Genomic DNA, 17,604 nt, shown 5'->3' with positions numbered 1-17,604 from the left:
GGGACAAAAAGAACTGCAATTGATTGAGATATTACCGAATTGTACGAAAGCTCGGAATTTATTTTCCGGGCTTTTGAAATCCGGCAGGAAATAGTTTACATTCGTTGAAATATTTCGTGAGGTGGAGAAGTATGTATGCCCATGTTCGCGGAATAGCTTTGGACGGGCTAAAAGCCAATATCATTAAAGTTGAGGTTGATATATCCAATGGTCTGCCGTCTTTAGATATTGTCGGGCTTGCCGGCATGGCCGTTAAGGAAGCTCGGGACAGGGTGAGGGCCGCTCTTAAAAATTCCGGGTGCCCGCTTCCCCTGCAGAGGATCACAGTTAATCTTGCACCGGCCGATATCCGTAAAGAAGGTTCAGGACTCGACTTAGCGATCGCTGTCGGAATACTGGCTGCCATGGGGGAAATAGACTCCCCGAAAATCGGGGATTATGTCTTTGTGGGGGAACTTTCGCTTGAGGGGAAAATAAAGGGAGTATCCGGGATTCTGAGTATGGCGGTGGAAGTGAATAAGCATACGCAATTTGATTTGGTGGTTTCACCGGAAAACGTTGTCGAAGCGAGATTAAACAATTCCCTGTCCAGTGTTTGTGCAGGCAGCCTGAGTGAACTGATTTCCATACTCCAGGGGAAAGGGTCATTTCAGGACGATAAAGCAGAGGTTTGTAAAGGCGCGGAAGAACACAAGCAAGATGTGGACTGGTCTGAAATATATGGTCAGCAACAGGCGAAAAGGGCGCTGGAGGTTGCGGCGGCCGGAGGGCATAACGCCGTGATGGTCGGGCCTCCAGGATCAGGAAAAACATTATTGGCAAAGGCCTTTGCCGGTATACTCCCCCCTCTTTCCGATGAAGAAAGCCTGGAGGTTACCCAGCTTTACAGTTTGGCAGGGCTCTTTAGTGAAGAAGGAAAATTGATTACCAGGCGTCCGTTCCGTCATCCCCATCATACGGCGACGATTGCCGGCATGATTGGCGGAGGTCATAAAATGAAGCCGGGAGAATTGATTCTGGCTAATCACGGCGTCCTGTTTCTTGATGAACTGCCGGAATTTTCACGTGAAGTGCTGGAATCACTTCGTCAGCCCCTGGAAGACCGGAGAATCGTGCTCATCCGGCAGAGAGGCAGTGTTGAATATCCCGCGCGCGTAAGCCTGGTCGCCGCGATGAATCCTTGCCGCTGTGGTTTTTTTGGTGACGGGGCGATCACTTGTACCTGTACACCGACTCAGGTTAGCCATTATCGCAACAGGGTTTCAGGCCCTCTAATGGATCGCATGGATATTCAAATAGAAGTGCCCCGCCTCAGTTATGATAAACTTAAAAAAAACTCCCCAAATCCGGAAAAGACTGAGGAAGTAAAAAAGAGGGTGGAAAAAACACGCGGGATCCAGAGTAAAAGGTATGGAAAAAACAAAACAAATGCAGAAATGACGAGCCGGGAAACAAAGGAAATCTGCCGGCTGGATGACCGGGGGGAAAAGCTTTTAAGACATGTTTTTGATGCCAGAGGGTTAAGTGCCCGCGCCCACGACAGAATACTCCGGGTCGCCAGAACCATAGCGGATATGTCGGACAGTGAAAATATACACCCGGCACATTTGGCGGAAGCACTGAACTACAGAACACTGGACAGACAAATCGAACACTAAATCCAGCTGCCGAAATAGGGAAATTCCGATATAGGTGCTCGATATTAAGCTCTCAGGAAAGCGAAGAAGATAGGCATGAGACTGTTTAGTGCTTTGGGGGGAGTAGCAATGGATTCAAAAATATATGTGGACAGCTTTAGCACCTTCGCAGAATTTGCCGGTTCGGATTATTCTCTTTGGGAAAAACTGATTGGATGTGAAATCAGACATCGAACCTTTGGGATTGGGATAATTGAAAAGATCAGTGGAACGACACTTAAGGACAGTGTCCTGATTAAAATAAGGTTTATTCATTTACCTGAAAGTGAAAGGATAAAAATATTTTCCAATATATCGTTTGCAGAGGGCTACTTTGGAAATATCAATGTAGATTTTGCTCTTTTCCCCGGTTTTCAGGAATTTTGTGAGATGAGGAACAGAAAAGAGCAGGATTGTTTGACGAAAAAAGTAATTGAAGCTGAGGAACAAAAGAAAGAACAGGCCCTGCAAGAAGCAAAATTCTTGGAGGAATTCAATGTATTGAAACAGGAATATGGGTTGGATGAACTGTGTTTTCATCCAAATCTTTATCATCTTCTGTATACGATATTACTGAAATTAAAAGCAGAAGAAAATCTTGATGAAGAAGATCTTCTGTGGTTAAACCGAAACAATTTATTTAAGGTCTTGGCCATATACTATGAAAGCGAGTATTTAAAATCAGGGAATTTATGGAGTTTAGTCAAAGCTTCAGAAAACTGGAGAAGATTAGCCAATGCGGCAAGAGCTATTGAGCTGTTAAAAGATAAATGTTCAAATGACAGCAAGCTCATGTCAACAATATTGACAACCTGCGGAGCAGCATTCCAAGATATCAATGAAAGCACAGAAGCCGAAAAATATGCAAGAAAAGCCATAAAGGCCAGCAGATATCACTATTATCCATATCATTTACTGGGAGTAATTTATTTTCACAGAGGAAGGCCGGAAAAAGGGGACAAATATTTTGCCAAAGCAATGGAATTGGGCTTAAATCCTAAGGTTATGGAGGATGAAATAGAAAAAGTCTTTGAAACAGCAGGAAAAGATGTTAAGGTTTGTATAGCCAAATACTTATTCAATAAAGATAGACAAAAATATCAGTGGGCAAAACACTATAGCAGATAATCATCCTCTAAATAAATCATCCGGACAGAGGTAAAAAAACAAATGAGAAAATTAATAATTTCATTGCTATTGATCCTAATCTTTCATTTAATCGGATGTACCCCCAAAACAAACGAAACGGTAACCCCTCCGGAAGAAGAGGCAAATTTACCGGGAGATGATGAAACAAATTTGGTGTTTGTGAAGAAAACGGGTGAAGTCTGGTTAGCCGTAGACGAAAGAGGAATTATCCATCAAGTCGACAGCTCAGAGGTTGATCCTTCAACACAGGCAGGTTGTTCTGCCAGGGGAAAGGTAACGATTGAACCTTCCGGGGAAATATTACTGAATGTTGATCCCGGACATGAGATGAGTTATGTGCAACTGGTCACAGCTTCTTATGATGATGCCCCTGATACTTACGCAAAATTGATACTTGACAATTTCTTGTACAGCAGCAACCCGGATTATGCCGTATCAGAGTATGCTTTCAAAAACGTGGAGGTAAAGAAGGCTTATCATTCCGGACGGATAGACGCCGCCATGACATTTGATGTGAAGCCTTCGCAAGGAGCGTATTGGTGGGGGCAAGTCGAGAGTGACGGCTTTATTCGAAACAGGCGGATTAACTTTACAATATACGGGGCGGAAGGAACCTGGCTGTCAAAAGATGTCATTATGCAATATTTCAGCCCCAGTCTTGCGCCTATCGCCGTCCCTGAGACCCAGTATAGGCCAACTGAAAATCAAAATGTGATCTATGAAGATCATCTTTACTCCTATTATGGAGATAAAATTTTTCAACCGCCCAGAAGTAAAGAGATACAAGAAGAAAAGATTAAGGAATATTTAGGGACAATCAATCGGATCAACCGTCAGTCCGGAAAAACCGAGATTTTGTATCAGGGCGACAGAAATTACAGTTATCGTTTGTTCTGTAAATATAACGAGAAATTATACCTTCTTTCGGATACCTGGGAACCCTTTTCTGAAGGACATCCCGGTGATTTCGGAGTGCTGGATCTAGAAACAAAGAAGTACAGAACGCTGGTTGAAGGAGGGGTGATCAGAGCGGCCATTGATAAAGAAAAAGGATATCTGTTTGCCAATGATAAACTGATCAGAGTGAACTTGGAAACAACGAAGATTGATCCAATCTGTTCATTGAACTTTTACCCAAGCTATGCGTATGATGATCTCCGGGTGAATCGGATCAGGGATGGAAAGTTGTATTTTGGTGTTTTTGGTTTGACATTGAAGCAATATGTGATTGATTTAGCTTCCGGGGATATCAAAGAAATCGTATGAATGAAAATCGTATCTGGGAATCATAATCTAAACCGGGGGAGCCGATAAAATTTGGAAAAGAAAATAAAATTCGCCTATACAGATGGCAGTCATCAAGATTTTATTAATCTCTCCCAGTTGCTGGATGTTTTCCTTAATGAGCTGGTGGGAGGAGAAGAAAACCGGATAGAGTATCTTCAATATAATATTTTAGAGGATATTCATGATGTAATTGTGGCCTATGAGAATGATAATCCTGTCGGCTGTGCTAGTTTCAAATTTTTTGAAGAAGGAATCGCCGAAGTGAAACGGGTTTTCGTCAAGAAAGGATATCGAGGGAAAGGTATGGCAAAGCAATTAATGAGCCTTCTGGAAAAGGGGGCCAAAGAAAAAGGTTTTGATAAATTGGTATTGGAATCAGGGGCTCCTTCAGTGGAGGCTATGGGATTATATGATCAACTTGGCTATACGGTTATAGAAAACTATGGGCCTTACAAGGGAATGAAAAAATCTATTTGTATGGAAAAAATTTTGTAAAGATAACTTTGCCCGTACATAATCATTTATCATGGACCATGTTTGCCCTAGAACACGGATAAACTCAGATAAAATTGGAGGTAGAGTCTTACTGATGTTTAATGCGATTATTTTATTCATACTTGCAGGCTTAGCGGAGATAGGAGGGGGGTATTTGGTCTGGCTTTGGTTAAGAGAAGCCAAGCCATTTTGGTATGGTATTATAGGCGGAGTAATTTTAATTCTTTACGGAATTATACCGACATTGCAGAAATTTCCTAATTTCGGCAGAGTATATGCTGCTTATGGAGGTGTTTTTATTATTCTGGCAGTGCTATGGGGCTGGAGCGTTGATAAGAAGGCACCGGATTATTATGATTGGATAGGAGCAGCAATTTGTCTGGTAGGAGTAACGATTATGTTATGGGCTCCACGCCATTGATTTACAAAGTATTGCCAGAAGCAGAATCCACAGCGTTAAAGGAGTGAAAAACCTTGGCGATGAAGCCGATATATCCATCGAAAGAGCCGGTTAACCGTTCCAAACTTCGGTTGTTTATGGGGAAGCTTTTCTTCAGCTGGCGTCGTTATTTTCAATGGTATTTTGCCGGATCAGCTTGCTATGCTGCAACTTTTCAGACCAGTCAGCTTCCCTTCAAGGTTGCGGAACATCAAACCCCGTTATATCGTCCTCTCCGGAATGTCGATATGTGGCTGCAGGAAAACAAAGTAATCAACTTGAAGCTGGCCGCGGAGAAAATCAACGGACTGGTTCTCAAACCGGGGGAGACCTTTTCTTTCTGGCGTTTGGTAGGAAAGCCGACCAGGGCCAAGGGCTTCACAGAAGGAATGGTTCTGAATAACGGCTCATTTGTTCCGGGAATAGGAGGAGGACTTTGCCAGCTCTCAAATCTGATCTATTGGATGACCTTACATACTCCCTTGCAGGTAAAAGAACGATGGCGCCATACGCACGATGTATTTCCGGATGCTGAGAGAACTCAGCCCTTCGGAAGCGGGGCAACGGTTGTCTACAATTATATCGATCTTCAAATCACCAATGAAACCCAATACAGTTACCAGCTTCAAATCAGAGTGGGGGTAAGATGCCTGGAAGGTGAGTGGCGGAGTGAGCAGCCCTTCACTCATACATATGAGGTTTATCAAAGTGACCATTTGATCACCCAGGAATGGTGGGGAGGTTATTTGCGCCACAATGTGATCAGCCGCAGGGTTTTCGATTTGGAAAACAATCCGGTAGGCGACGAGATCATCACGGAGAATCATGCAATGATGATGTACGAACCAATGTTGCCGGGAGACGGAAGTGTCGGTTAAGGATATGCCGGGGCCATTTGCCCCTAAGTGATCGATTTCAGGGTCCAGCTTTATCTTGGTAAAGGAAGATTCTTATTAAAGCTTGAGGAGACATGCACAGGATGAATGAAATGAAAACTTGAGGCCCAATGGATGGGATGGATAAGAAAATAAAATGGGCCGCGATCACTCTCAAGTTGAGGATAAGGGAAAGGTTCCCAGAACCCGCCGGAATCGCTCATATAAGTAAAGTGATCCGTAACCTCTCCATAAGCTTCTCCAATCACACCAAAGTCGGAAGGATCCTGCCCTTTCATGATAGCCTGATAATTTGAGACACCGAGCCTGATGTTTTCATCCGCTCCATGGGAGGAAACGGTAGAGATGTCACCAAATTTCTGCTTGAATTCTGCTATTTCTGATTTCAGGCGTTCTCTCAATTGTTCTTTTACGGACGGAGTGATCTCCTGAGCTGATTGAAGATTGTGTTCAAGGGCGTAAGTCGCCAGAGTTTCATAATGTAAGCCGACTTCGTCCCCCATATCCCGAATAGCTTTGATTACCTGAGGATCGGCAGTACTCCAGCGAAAATAAAATGTACTTTTTATTCCTTTGGCATGCTCCATCTCAGCTAATTTTAAGGCATAGGCCGCGGATACGTCGACATCATGCCTCAAAACCATGGTTTTCTTCGTAAGAGGAACATGGTCATAGTAATCCATAACCCTGACAGGCTGGTAACCCAGCCGGGTGATCTCATCCAGAAAATCCTGATAGTTATGCTGATCGACCGGCAGAATAATTTTTTGATCAGCAGGATCTTCGGGCTTAAGCGTAAGATAGCGGACAGAGCCAACATAGCCGGCTGGCTTGGCAGTAATCCGATATTTACCCGGAGGCAGTTTCGTAGAGAGAGGCGATTTCCCGATATATTTATGATCAATATAGAGTGGGATGCCATGAATTTGGTCTGTGTCAATTTGAAGAGGAATCGATTGGGCTGTATCCTGATTATTGAGATTAGCCACAGGCTGAGGATACCTTAAGACCAGAAAAACGGTTAAGGTCAGGGTTAGGGAAAATAATAACAAGCATAAAGTGATTTTTTTTATTTTTTGTCTTCCCATTGATCAATTCTCCATTCATAAAAGGATATAAGAGATATTTTTGAGAACAAGAGGCAGAAAAAGAGTTTGAAGGAAAGAAAACTACCTGAACCAATGACTGAAATTTTGCCAGAACGAGCCAAAAAGCCCGGCAACAGCGGCAAATAAAATCACGATAGCAAAAAGCCGGGCATGATTTTTATCTTTTTCTTGTCCGCTTCCAGTTGCATCGGAAGGATCACTGATCAATGAATCAGCGGCTTTTTCGGGAGGCATTAAGTCCTTTACAATTTCTTGAGCTTCTATAAATTGATCTTTTTTCACATAAAGATCTGCACCGGATAAAGACATGCCCGTATAGATTTTGGTATAATCACCGATATCCGGATATTTCCTTAATGTTTCAAGGCCCTCATGTTGAAGAAAGGATTCCAGAATGTCGGTCTGATAATTGTCGGCGCAGTTCACGAGCAGCAGCCATTCCTGATAAATGGGTTCAGAAGGCAGGGCTTCCTCTTTAACCGCTTCTTCGACCAAATCAGAGCCACAGTCACTGCATATTTGAAACTCGTCACGGTATTCTGTTTTGCATTTTGGACACCATGGCAATATAATCAGCCTCTCAAAAATCGTTTTCCCTGCCATTAGCTAGCGTGAAAAGTGAGTTGAAAAAGGGTACTCTGATTGGGAGCATGAGTCTGAGCTTGATCAATGCGAGTTTAGATGAACACAATCTAGTACATATTAACATATATTAGAATATTTTGGGGGAAAATGTTTTGAAAGATTTATTCGATTTCTGTTTGGATAGGAGGATAAGATCAGTAATGATCGGGCATAACATTCCGCCTCAGCTGACAGAGGTTTTCCGGCGGGGTGACTTTGAAGGCTTTTGATCAGGTTTATGTTGTGTTTCTTTGAGACTGGCCTGAAGGGCTTCCATTAAATCAATCACATTTTTTTGGGGAGCTTCGGGTGCAACTTGAATATCATTTCCTTCTATTTTCTTCTGGATCAGATCAAGGAGGGCTTGGCGATAATTGTTTTGATATTTCTGCGGTTCAAAATTGGCAGTAAGATTTTCAATAAGTTTCACTGCGATATCTAATTCTTTAGGATTAACCTCCGCGTTCTCAGGCAGAGCGGGAATCTGGGAAACCGGTCTGACCTCATCCGGGTAGTAAATGGTTTCTAAAACCAGGGTATTTTGGAATACCCGCAAAACCGCAAGGGTTTGTTTATTCCTGATCGTCATCCTGGCAATGGCGATTTTACCCGTATCACTCATGGCCTTGCGCAGGAGATCATAGGCCTTATTGTTGGCATCAGGAGGAGAAAGATAGTAGGATTTATCAAAAAAGATCGGATCTATTTCGGAGAGATTGACAAAATCAAGAATCTCAATAGACTTACTGCCGGCTTCAGCTCTAAGAGCGTCCAAATCATGATCATCAATGATGATGAAACGGCCTGACTCATACTCATATCCTTTGACGATGTCTTCTTCTTTCAGGCTTTTCCGGCAAGTGGGACAAATTTTATCATATTTGACAGGAGTATGGCAGTCTTTATGCAAATACCGGAATTTTATGTCTTTTTCTTCAGTGGCCGCAAACATTTTTATCGGGATATTGACAAGTCCGAAACTGACAGATCCTTTCCAAACAGTATGCATTTGGCAAGCCTCCTTGTATAATCATGTTAGGAATATAAATGTATTGATTTTAGTATTTGTTTCAACCGAAACTTCATACATATGATTAGGACATGGCAGCAATTTGTTTCAATGTTGAACCTGTTTATGAAGAAGTTTTTATCGTAAATGAAAATAAGAGGTTATTTGCTCAGTTTCGCCGATATTCTTTGGAAATTGAAGCTTTTTTACTTGAACATCATGCTTAATGAGGGTAAAATATTAAATACTGCATGGTAGTTTGCTTTGAATATCAAAGTGTTGGGAGTAAGTTTTTGTCAAAAATCAGGAGGGTTATATTTTGAAACTGCCCGAATTGCGTATTGGAAACCTTTTACCCAAATACCCTATCATTCAAGGGGGAATGGCGCTGCGGTTATCCACTGCGAACTTGGCCGCGGCTGTAGCCAATGCCGGAGGGATCGGTGTTATTGCGGCTTCAGGAATGGATCTTAATGAACTCAGACAAGAGATTCGTGCTGCCCGGATCAAAGCTCAGGGTATCATCGGTATTAATATTATGTTTGCGGTATCCAAATTCAAAGAAACTGTGATGACAGCTTTGGATGAAGGGATAGATCTGGTGATTCAGGGAGCGGGCTTTTCCAAGGATATTTTCCAGTGGTGCCGGGAAGCCGGTACTCCGTTAGTTCCCATTGTTTCGAATACAAAGGGAGCAATCATGGCCGAAAAGTTAGGTGCGGGCGCTGTTGTCGTCGAAGGAAAAGAGGCTGGTGGGCATCTCGGTACGCTAGAATCCTTGAAAGCGATCTTTCCTGAGATCAAACGCAGTCTCTCCATCCCGGTCGTAGCTGCGGGTGGAATTGTCAATGCCCGGGAAATGAAGGAAGCTTTTGATATGGGTGCCGACGGGGTTCAAATGGGAATTCGCTTTGCGGCAAGTGCAGAGGCGGGCGGAGCGGATAATCTGAAACAGTATTATCTTAAGGCCAAAAGAGAAGATATTGTGGTCATTCAAAGTCCGGTGGGACTTCCAGGCAGGGCAATCCGTAATGTATTTGTCGATAAATTGCTGGCGGGAGAAGATCTTTCCCCTGGAAAATGTGAGAATTGCTTAAAAAAGTGCAGTCATTCTTTCTGCATCATGAAGGCACTGGACAATGCCCAAAGGGGAGATTTGGACGAAGGTCTGATCTTTTCAGGGGAATACATCGATGAAATTAATGAAATCCTTCCTGCGGGCAAAATCATCAATGATCTTGTTAAAGAAGTAGAAGCGATGTGATCTTTTAGAAAATAAACACGAAAAAGAAGCAGGCATTTCGACTCCATCTGGGGTGCCTGCTTCTTTTTTCAGCCATTCTGCCGGTAGCGTTGCAGATCAGGAAGTCTTATTTTTCGGACTTTCATCCGGGTCCGGTTCTGTAAGAGGGCAAGGATTGGGACAGGCCTGCGGGCAGTTTTGGTCTTCTATGGAATGTTCCAATTTACTGATCTTAATCTGCATATCCGTGAGAATCTCATCAACGGGGTCGGAGATGATCTGATGGTTCAGGTCTGGGCCTTGGAGTGGAGGATCCCGGCGGACTTTAACACGACCGGGGATACCGACAACAGTACAATTGGGCGGCACATTCTGAAGAACAACCGAGCCTGCGCCGACCTTTGAGTTATCCCCAATATAGATGGCTCCGAGAACCTGGGCCCCGGCACTGATGACCACGTTATTCCCAATGGTCGGATGGCGTTTGCCTTTTTCCTTACCGGTACCACCTAAGGTAACTCCTTGATAAATCGTGACATCATCGCCAATCTCGGTAGTTTCTCCGATCACGGTTCCATGACCGTGATCAATAAAAACCCTATGTCCGATTTTGGCACCGGGGTGGATTTCTATACCGGTTAAAAAGCGGCTGAAATGAGAAAGTAAGCGAGCAGCAAGAAAACGTTCTTTCTTATATAAAAAATGCGCAAATCGGTGCATAATAATGGCATGCAAACCCGGATAGCACAGCAATATTTCCGCAGTGCTTTTAGCAGCGGGGTCTCGTTCAAATACGGTTGAGATGTCTTCTTTAATGTTTTTCAGGAAGCTCATTAGGCCAACTCCACTCTAAACAGATTTATTTTTATTATTCCGACAAAAATAGTCGGAATAAGATCAATCTTTATTATATTAAAATTAATCCTGGTTGACAAGGAAAATTATTTCGCAAATAATAGCCTTATACTTGTCAGAGACGGTTTTACGGCTTTAAAAGTTAAGGGGCTGATATGATGTCTGAAAAAATGCTGAAAAAAATCACTGTTGCGAAATCTGCAAAGGGAAAGAGAGAGGATTCAGCGGATCTGGTTGCCGTTGAACGTCCGCTGACCTTGTTTGTGAACGATTTTGAGCTGGTTACCATGATTTGTTCCCCGGATGCCTATTTGGAACTGGCTGTTGGGTTTTTGATCAGTGAAGGAATGATCGGCTCCTTTTCGGACATTCAAAATTATATTTGTCAGGAAGAAGAGGGACTGATCCGATTTGCGTTGAAAATGGAGCCGGAGAAGAGGAAAGAAAGCTTTTTACGGAGGAACCTGGCAAGCTGCTGCGGGCGAGGAAGCGCAAATTTTTATTTTATTAATGATGCCAGAGAAATGAAACCCTTGGAGAACTCCCCAGAAGTTGTACTGCTCAAGCAAATTGAGCTTTTGCACGAAATGGAAGAGGCGGCGGAAATATTTCGGAAGACCGGGGGAGTTCATAATGCGGCCTTGGCAGGAGATTCTCTGATTGTCCGATTTGAAGATATAGGCCGGCACAATGCTGTGGATAAGATCATCGGCTATTCCTGTCTGCATAGGATCTCTCTGCAAGATAAATCCCTGCTTCTCAGTGGCAGAATTTCTTCGGAGATGGTGATTAAAGCGGCCAGGGCCGGAATTCCGGCAATCATATCAAGAGCGGCAGCGACCGACTTGGCCATTACGATGGCCGAAGAGTTGAATATTCTGCTGGCCGGCTTTGTTCGTGAAGGGAAAGCGACAATATATACCCAGTTCAGCAGAGTAATCATGTAACACCTGTCCCCTTTATTGTATGGAGAAGAGCAAAATAAGTGAGAGGTTAGACTGGAGAGATTAAGATGGCAAAAGTATTTGTTGCGATGAGCGGGGGCGTGGACAGTTCTGTGGCGGCACTGCTTCTTAAGCGGGAGGGATATGATGTCGTAGGAGTGACAATGCAGATTTGGCCGCAGCCGGAAGATAAAGAAAAGGCCTGCTGCAGTCTGGATGCGGTTAATGATGCCCGAAGAGTTGCCTGGAAATTGGGTATTCCTCATTATGTATTAAATTTTCGTGATGATTTTGAAGAAAAGGTCATCAGGTACTTCTGCCGGGAATATCTTGCCGGCAGAACACCTAATCCCTGTATCGCCTGCAATCGTTACCTGAAATTTGATTTGTTTTTACAGAAAGCGCTTGCTATGGGGGCAGATTACATCTCAACCGGTCATTATGCCAGGATCAGGAGAAATGAGCAGACAGAAAGGTATGAACTCCGGAAGGGTTTGGATCAGACCAAGGATCAGAGCTATGCTTTATATAATCTTCAACAGGATCAACTGCAGCATACCCTGTTTCCTTTAGGAACATACAAAAAAGAAGAGACCAGGAAATTAGCGCAGGAAGGCGGGCTCCCCGTAGCCTTTAAAAAGGACAGCCAGGAAATTTGTTTTGTCGATCACTCACACGCCCAATTTATTGAAGAGTATCTGCAATCACCGCTCACACCCGGAAAGTTTGTCGATGCTGATGGCTCTGTTGTGGGTATACATCAAGGGATATACCGGTATACGATCGGACAGCATAAAGGATTGGGTTTGGCAATGGGTTATCCGGTTTATGTGACGAAAATTGAACCAGAGTCGAATACGGTTCGGGTAGGAAAAATGGAAGAACTGTTTCAGGATGCTTTACTGGCAGAAGATTTAAACTTTGTATCCGGAGAGGGGCCGACCGGACCGATGAAGGTCCAGGTCAAGATCCGTTATAATGCCCAGGCCGTTCCGGCTGTGATACATCCTCGCGCAGAAGGAAAAATGAAGGTTGTTTTCGAGATCCCCCAAAAATCGATTACGCCCGGGCAAGCAGTTGTATTTTATGATCACGATATCGTTTTAGGCGGAGGAACAATACGATGAATCAATATTCCAGAAACCAGCTTCTTATTGGTGAAGAGGGCCAGGAAAAAATAAAGAAGGCGTCTGTTTTTGTATTTGGTATTGGCGGAGTGGGATCGTTTGCCGTTGAGGCTCTGGCAAGATCTGGCGTGGGCAATTTTAAATTAATAGATTTTGATGATATTTGTCTGACAAACATCAACCGGCAGATTCATGCCTTACATTCCACGATTGGCAAGGCAAAAGTAAATGTGATGAAAGACAGAATTCTCGATATCAATCCTCGGGCAATCGTCCAAACCTATCAAATGTTTTTTACGGAAAAAGAAGCTGAAGCGATATTTGCCGAAAAACCGGACTATGTTGTTGATGCGATAGATACTGTGCAGAGTAAGGTCTTTTTAGCGAAAGAGTGCCTGCGAAGAAACATTCCCTTGATTTCCAGTATGGGAACCGGAAACAGATTGTCGGCAAAAAATTTCAGAATAGCAGATATCTCTAAAACCTCCGGCTGCAGACTGGCTAAAGCTGTGCGCAAGCTTTTGAGAAAGGAAGGGATAATCAGTGGGCTTAAAGTGGTCTATTCTCCCGATAATCCGCTCAAACCAATTGAAGATCAGGTCAGTTGTAAAAATCATTGCATTTGCCCCAATGGAGATGCACATTGCGCAATGAAAAATCAAATTCCCGGCAGTATTTCTTTTGTTCCGTCAGTCGCGGGGCTGCTCATGGCTGGTGAAGTCATTAACGATCTATTGTCGGAAAACGATTAAACCAGGAAAGATCGCTTTGTTCCCGGTTTAATCGTTGAATTCATACTTAATTTTCTTTCATTACTTAATCATGTTTGATTCAGTATAAGCAATTAATTTTTTGACCATATTGCCGCCGATTTTACCTCCGATATTGCCGCCGATTCTCCCGGCGTCCCGAGAACTGATCTCGCCATTATACCCTTGATTCAAAGTAATTCCTAATTCATTGGCGACTTCGTATTTGGTACGGTCAAGAAAGCCTTGATATTCCTGCGGGCCGCTGTGAATATAACCTAACTCCTTGGATATTTCATATTTGAGCTGATTTAAAGAATTGTTTTTAGCCATCCTCATTCCCCTTTCTGAATATTTTTTAGCTTTCTGATTATATTTTTTGTTGCTGATAAAAAATTATGTGATGAAAAAATTTCAAATCTGAGTTGAAGAAAATCAAGAAAAATTATTGAGCATAATTGATTAAAAAAGCATATATTTTTTCTTTTGACCATACATAAAATTAGAGACCATTTTATCTTTGGTGAAAGGGGAAATGAAATGCAGGGAGAACTTTTACAGATTCCGGAGATTAAACCGGTCCAAATCCGCGCATTTGGTTTAGCCGCATTCTTTTTGGCCGGGATTTCAACAATTCCGCCCGCCAACCTGAGCATAAGCCCTGAAGCAGTCAATGAAAGTTTAGCTGGGGGAAGTCAGATTAAAGAGCAAGCCCCCGATAATATATACTTGATGGATCAAACAAAAATCAAGGTTTTTGAAGAAGCGAAGGGGTTTGATTCTGAGGGCTTCGATCAGATGAAAGCGGAAAAAGAAGGAGAAAAAAAAGTCAGAGACAGCATTGTTTCCAGTGCATTATGCTGGCAGGGAGTACCTTATCAGTGGGGGGGACAAACGAGAGGCGGAGTCGATTGTTCCGCACTGGTGCAAAAAGTTTTTCGGGAAAACGGAGTAGAGCTTCCCAGAACATCCTTTGAACAGTTCCGGATGGGAGTCGGCGTTGCTAAATTATCTCTGCAGGAAGGGGATCTGGTTTTTTTCAGTACGGCAGGAACCGGTGCAAGCCATGTCGGGATATTTATCGGTGAAGGACAATTTATTTCCGCAACAAAAAACTGTGTGGAAATTGAGAATCTGGACGATTCTTACTGGTCCGGCCATTACAGGGGAAGCCGCCGGATAGTCAATACTTAAAGGTAAACAGTCGATAACTGCCGGAATTTATCTTTTTGCAAGAGATTTACCGGAAATACATGCTGAGAGACGGGATGTTAAGATATCTTGTCCGGAATGTTCAGTGCCCCTTCTTGACAGAATACAGGGATTGAATTTATAATCGAAAAAAGCTAAGGGAAGGGTTTAATCATTGCCTGTCCACCTAAGTGATTAAGTTATCGTACTCAAATTGTTTTTGAAATAAGCAAAGTTCCCTTTTTGCGGTGGAACGCAGGATTAGCCTCTTGTCCGTTGGATAAGGGGTTTTGCAGTTTAAAGTATTATGGTTGCATGGAGGATTTAGCATGAGAATTCTGGTATGCGAAGACGTTGTTGAAGCAGGAGTTGAACTGTTAAAACAGGAGCATGAGGTCGATGCTTTATACCATCTCTCCCAGGATGAATTGATCAAGATTATTGATGGCTATGATGCATTGGTCGTTCGGGGAGACACGAAGGTCACAAAGGAAGTCATTGAGGCCGGGAGGAACCTGAAGGTAATCGGCCGGGCCGGTGTCGGGGTGGAGCATATTGACCTACAGGCCGCAACCAGAGGAGGAATTGTTGTTTTAAATGCTCCCCAGGGGAAAAGCGCGGCTGCGATTGAATATACCTTCGGAATGATCTTGGCTCTGAGCAGAAATATTCCTCAGGCATATACGGCGGTAAAAGACGGAAGATGGATACAAGATATTTATACGGGCAGCGAATTAAAAGATAAGGTTTTAGGTGTCATCGGATTGGGCAGAGTAGGCAAGGGGGTTGCTCAACGAGCAAAGGCCTTTGAAATGAAGGTTATGGCGTATGATCCTTTTATCAGTGAAGAGAATCTGGCGGGATTAGGAATTGAATTGGTCAATGCCAAAGAACTTTTGCAAAAAGCCGATTTTCTGACCATTCATGTTCCGTTTACGGTAGATACCAAGCATTTGCTGAATGAAGAAGCATTTGCTCAAATGAAGAAGGGGGTAAGAATCATCAATTGTGCCCGGGGGGGGATCATTGATGAAAAGGCTCTATTCAAAGCGCTGGAGAACGGCATTGTCTCAGGGGTGGCTCTGGATGCCTTTGAACAGGAGCCTTTAGCTACGGATAACCCGCTTTTAAACAGGCCTGATGTGATTTGCACACCGCATATCGCCAATTGGACGCACGAGGCGCAGAATGAGGTTGCAGTGAGAGTGGCCAGAGAGGTGCTGGCAGCTCTTAGGGCGGAGCCGGTTACGACATCCCTCAATATCCCTCCGGTGTCCAAAGCAAGTATGGAGACCATTAAGCCTTATATTAATCTTGTGGAGAAGATGGGCGTTTTGGCCGTACATTTAGCTGAAGGAAGAATAAAAAGCATTGAAATGAAATACAATGGGGAAGTAAGCCAGGTTGACACGAAAATGCTCACTCTAGCCATTGTCAAAGGGGTACTCAATCCCATTCTCCAAGAGGCGGTTAATTTTGTCAATGCTCCGGAGGTCGCCAAATCAAGGGGAATCACAGTAAGTGAAATTAAAAGTCAGGAAACGGAAAATTTTGTTGGTCTGGTCAGTGTGACGGTTAGAACAGATAAAAGTGAACACCGTGTTTCAGGGACTTTGTTTGGGAAAAAGGAAGGGCGAATCGTCCAGATTGACAAGCACAGGGTGGATATAGACCCGCAGGGCTGGCTGATCATTATTCCTCATGAGGATTATCCGGGCATGGTCGGTAAGGTGGGAACAATTCTCGGAGAGTACTCCATTAATATTAATAGCATGCAGGTAGAAAAAACTGAGGATATTGGGATGAATATTATGATTGTCGGTGTCCAAAGCGATATTGGCTCTGAAGTCATGAATAAAATTAAACAGCTTAACGGCATTCAGAATGTGAAAAAAGTATATTTCGATCTTTAAGAAAGCTAAGGTGGCAAATCGATGATAAGGGATAAGAAAAATGATTAAGTTCGGAACGGCCGGAGTGCCGCTTTCAGCCGCCGACAGTTCAACGGAGGCCGGGATCAGAAGGATAAGAGAATTGGGGCTTGATGCCATGGAAGTTGAATTTGTTCATGGCGTAAGAATGAAGGAAGAAAAGGCCCGCTTGAACGGCCGGACTGCGAGAGAGGAGAACGTCTCTCTTTCCTGCCATGCCCCCTATTATGTCAATCTCAATTCCAAAGAAGAAGAGAAGATCATTGCCAGCAAGCAAAGACTGATTCAGACGGCCAGAACAGCTGATTTTCTTGGAGCACATTCGATCATATTCCATCCCGCTTTTTATTCGGGTGATGATCCTCTAAAAGTATTTGCTCAAGTTTTGGATGGGGTTGCTGAAATAAGAAGGATTCTTGATGATGAAGGCTGCAGGGTTATCCTGAGAGCGGAAACCACAGGAAAGCCCTCCCAGTTTGGCAGTCTTGAGGAAACCATTGCCTTGGCTGCTGAAGTAGAAGGGGTATTGCCTTGTATAGATTTCAGCCATCTTCATGCCAGATCGAACGGGCTGTACAACAGCTATGATGAATTTTGCGCTATTCTGGATAAGACAGCGGAGAAGCTGGGAGATCAGTGGACAAAAAATGCCCATTTTCATGTCTCGGGGATTGACTATGGATTAAAGGGTGAAAAAAAACACTTGATTTTGCAAGAAGCAGATTTGAATTATGCGGATCTGCTTAAAGCTCTGAAAACATTCGGTATTCAGGGAACGGTGATTTGCGAGAGTCCTAATATGGAGAAAGATACTTTACTCTTGCAAGAAACCTATCGATTATTGGGTTAACATTTGTTCATCAACCTGAAAAGGAGAACA

18 protein-coding genes are annotated in these 17,604 nt (G+C 43.5%); 13 read left to right on the top strand and 5 right to left on the bottom strand.

All coding sequences use genetic code 11. The features are described 5' to 3' along the window. The first annotated feature begins 131 nt into the window (after positions 1 to 131). From SGLY_RS11525 to SGLY_RS11500, 6 genes are all read left to right on the top strand, one after another. Positions 132 to 1,658 carry a YifB family Mg chelatase-like AAA ATPase gene (locus SGLY_RS11525; protein ID WP_013625448.1) on the top strand — a complete coding sequence of 509 codons (1,527 nt, stop codon included), beginning with the start codon at positions 132 to 134 and terminating at the stop codon, positions 1,656 to 1,658. 93 nt (positions 1,659 to 1,751) lie between these two features. Beyond that, positions 1,752 to 2,804: a tetratricopeptide repeat protein gene (locus tag SGLY_RS11520; RefSeq protein WP_169312025.1), complete on the top strand. Its 1,053-nt coding sequence runs from the start codon at positions 1,752 to 1,754 to the stop codon at positions 2,802 to 2,804. Between the two features lie 42 nt (positions 2,805 to 2,846). Next, a complete protein-coding gene (locus SGLY_RS11515; protein ID WP_013625446.1) occupies positions 2,847 to 4,091 on the top strand; it encodes a hypothetical protein in 1,245 nt (414 codons plus the stop codon). 51 nt (positions 4,092 to 4,142) lie between these two features. Next, positions 4,143 to 4,607 (top strand): GNAT family N-acetyltransferase, encoded by a 465-nt coding sequence (locus SGLY_RS11510; RefSeq protein WP_013625445.1) that lies wholly within the window; start codon positions 4,143 to 4,145, stop codon positions 4,605 to 4,607. A 94-nt stretch (positions 4,608 to 4,701) separates the two neighbouring features. Next, a complete protein-coding gene (locus tag SGLY_RS11505; RefSeq protein ID WP_013625444.1) occupies positions 4,702 to 5,028 on the top strand; it encodes a YnfA family protein in 327 nt (108 codons plus the stop codon). 59 nt (positions 5,029 to 5,087) lie between these two features. Beyond that, complete coding sequence (locus SGLY_RS11500) at positions 5,088 to 5,924, top strand: VanW family protein (RefSeq protein ID WP_041445368.1); 837 nt, start codon at positions 5,088 to 5,090, stop codon at positions 5,922 to 5,924. 50 nt (positions 5,925 to 5,974) lie between these two features. Here the strand turns inward: SGLY_RS11500 and SGLY_RS11495 are convergent, their stop codons facing one another. The 3 genes from SGLY_RS11495 to ku form a co-directional block, all read right to left on the bottom strand. Next, complete coding sequence (locus SGLY_RS11495; protein ID WP_013625442.1) at positions 5,975 to 7,030, bottom strand: PEGA domain-containing protein; 1,056 nt, start codon at positions 7,028 to 7,030, stop codon at positions 5,975 to 5,977. Between the two features lie 81 nt (positions 7,031 to 7,111). Then, positions 7,112 to 7,618: a bromodomain-containing protein gene (locus tag SGLY_RS11490; RefSeq protein WP_013625441.1), complete on the bottom strand. Its 507-nt coding sequence runs from the start codon at positions 7,616 to 7,618 to the stop codon at positions 7,112 to 7,114. Between the two features lie 241 nt (positions 7,619 to 7,859). Further along, positions 7,860 to 8,684, bottom strand: a complete 825-nt coding sequence (ku, locus tag SGLY_RS11485) for a non-homologous end joining protein Ku (RefSeq protein ID WP_013625440.1) — start codon at positions 8,682 to 8,684, stop codon at positions 7,860 to 7,862. Positions 8,685 to 9,003: 319 nt separating this feature from the next. On the opposite strand from ku, the gene SGLY_RS11480 reads away from it, so the two are divergent. Continuing rightward, positions 9,004 to 9,948: an NAD(P)H-dependent flavin oxidoreductase gene (locus SGLY_RS11480; protein WP_013625439.1), complete on the top strand. Its 945-nt coding sequence runs from the start codon at positions 9,004 to 9,006 to the stop codon at positions 9,946 to 9,948. A 96-nt stretch (positions 9,949 to 10,044) separates the two neighbouring features. Here the strand turns inward: SGLY_RS11480 and cysE are convergent, their stop codons facing one another. Continuing rightward, positions 10,045 to 10,761, bottom strand: a complete 717-nt coding sequence (cysE, locus tag SGLY_RS11475) for a serine O-acetyltransferase (RefSeq protein ID WP_013625438.1) — start codon at positions 10,759 to 10,761, stop codon at positions 10,045 to 10,047. 179 nt (positions 10,762 to 10,940) lie between these two features. On the opposite strand from cysE, the gene fdhD reads away from it, so the two are divergent. The 3 genes from fdhD to SGLY_RS11460 are packed head-to-tail and all read left to right on the top strand — an operon-like array spanning position 10,941 to position 13,605. Further along, positions 10,941 to 11,729: a formate dehydrogenase accessory sulfurtransferase FdhD gene (fdhD, locus tag SGLY_RS11470; RefSeq protein ID WP_041444789.1), complete on the top strand. Its 789-nt coding sequence runs from the start codon at positions 10,941 to 10,943 to the stop codon at positions 11,727 to 11,729. Between the two features lie 59 nt (positions 11,730 to 11,788). After that, on the top strand, positions 11,789 to 12,853 hold the full coding sequence (gene mnmA, locus SGLY_RS11465) for a tRNA 2-thiouridine(34) synthase MnmA (RefSeq protein ID WP_169312038.1): 1,065 nt from the start codon (positions 11,789 to 11,791) through the stop codon (positions 12,851 to 12,853). Then, the gene (locus SGLY_RS11460) at positions 12,850 to 13,605 is read left to right on the top strand and encodes a tRNA threonylcarbamoyladenosine dehydratase (RefSeq protein WP_013625435.1); all 756 of its coding nucleotides are present in this window, start codon (positions 12,850 to 12,852) and stop codon (positions 13,603 to 13,605) included. Before mnmA ends, SGLY_RS11460 begins: the two co-directional genes overlap by 4 nt. A 60-nt stretch (positions 13,606 to 13,665) precedes the next feature. On the opposite strand, the gene SGLY_RS11455 is transcribed toward SGLY_RS11460, so the two are convergent. Continuing rightward, positions 13,666 to 13,935 (bottom strand): alpha/beta-type small acid-soluble spore protein, encoded by a 270-nt coding sequence (locus SGLY_RS11455; RefSeq protein WP_013625434.1) that lies wholly within the window; start codon positions 13,933 to 13,935, stop codon positions 13,666 to 13,668. A gap of 207 nt (positions 13,936 to 14,142) precedes the next feature. On the opposite strand from SGLY_RS11455, the gene SGLY_RS11450 reads away from it, so the two are divergent. The 3 genes from SGLY_RS11450 (at position 14,143) to SGLY_RS11440 (ending at position 17,574) form a co-directional block, all read left to right on the top strand. Continuing rightward, the gene (locus tag SGLY_RS11450; protein ID WP_013625433.1) at positions 14,143 to 14,796 is read left to right on the top strand and encodes a C40 family peptidase; all 654 of its coding nucleotides are present in this window, start codon (positions 14,143 to 14,145) and stop codon (positions 14,794 to 14,796) included. 326 nt (positions 14,797 to 15,122) lie between these two features. Beyond that, a complete protein-coding gene (gene serA / locus SGLY_RS11445; RefSeq protein ID WP_013625432.1) occupies positions 15,123 to 16,706 on the top strand; it encodes a phosphoglycerate dehydrogenase in 1,584 nt (527 codons plus the stop codon). A gap of 40 nt (positions 16,707 to 16,746) precedes the next feature. After that, a complete protein-coding gene (locus SGLY_RS11440) occupies positions 16,747 to 17,574 on the top strand; it encodes a TIM barrel protein (RefSeq protein ID WP_013625431.1) in 828 nt (275 codons plus the stop codon). Positions 17,575 to 17,604 lie beyond the last annotated feature (30 nt).

The organism is Syntrophobotulus glycolicus DSM 8271 (assembly GCF_000190635.1).
GTDB lineage: Bacteria > Bacillota > Desulfitobacteriia > Desulfitobacteriales > Syntrophobotulaceae > Syntrophobotulus > Syntrophobotulus glycolicus.
Note: the sequence above shows the minus strand (reverse complement) of the source record. Positions and strands in the feature narration are given on the sequence as shown.

Bases quoted from the DNA above. Each gene is read 5' to 3' on its own strand.
- SGLY_RS11525 (WP_013625448.1), top strand. From the start codon at position 132: ATGTATGCCCATGTTCGCGGAATAGCTTTGGACGGGCTAAAAGCCAAT.
- SGLY_RS11515 (WP_013625446.1), top strand. From the start codon at position 2,847: ATGAGAAAATTAATAATTTCATTGCTATTGATCCTAATCTTTCATTTA.
- SGLY_RS11505 (WP_013625444.1), top strand. From the start codon at position 4,702: ATGTTTAATGCGATTATTTTATTCATACTTGCAGGCTTAGCGGAGATA.
- SGLY_RS11500 (WP_041445368.1), top strand. From the start codon at position 5,088: ATGAAGCCGATATATCCATCGAAAGAGCCGGTTAACCGTTCCAAACTT.
- SGLY_RS11495 (WP_013625442.1), bottom strand. From the start codon at position 7,030: ATGGGAAGACAAAAAATAAAAAAAATCACTTTATGCTTGTTATTATTT.
- ku (WP_013625440.1), bottom strand. From the start codon at position 8,684: ATGCATACTGTTTGGAAAGGATCTGTCAGTTTCGGACTTGTCAATATC.
- cysE (WP_013625438.1), bottom strand. From the start codon at position 10,761: ATGAGCTTCCTGAAAAACATTAAAGAAGACATCTCAACCGTATTTGAA.
- fdhD (WP_041444789.1), top strand. From the start codon at position 10,941: ATGTCTGAAAAAATGCTGAAAAAAATCACTGTTGCGAAATCTGCAAAG.
- SGLY_RS11460 (WP_013625435.1), top strand. From the start codon at position 12,850: ATGAATCAATATTCCAGAAACCAGCTTCTTATTGGTGAAGAGGGCCAG.
- SGLY_RS11455 (WP_013625434.1), bottom strand. From the start codon at position 13,935: ATGGCTAAAAACAATTCTTTAAATCAGCTCAAATATGAAATATCCAAG.
- SGLY_RS11450 (WP_013625433.1), top strand. From the start codon at position 14,143: ATGCAGGGAGAACTTTTACAGATTCCGGAGATTAAACCGGTCCAAATC.
- serA (WP_013625432.1), top strand. From the start codon at position 15,123: ATGAGAATTCTGGTATGCGAAGACGTTGTTGAAGCAGGAGTTGAACTG.
- SGLY_RS11440 (WP_013625431.1), top strand. From the start codon at position 16,747: ATGATTAAGTTCGGAACGGCCGGAGTGCCGCTTTCAGCCGCCGACAGT.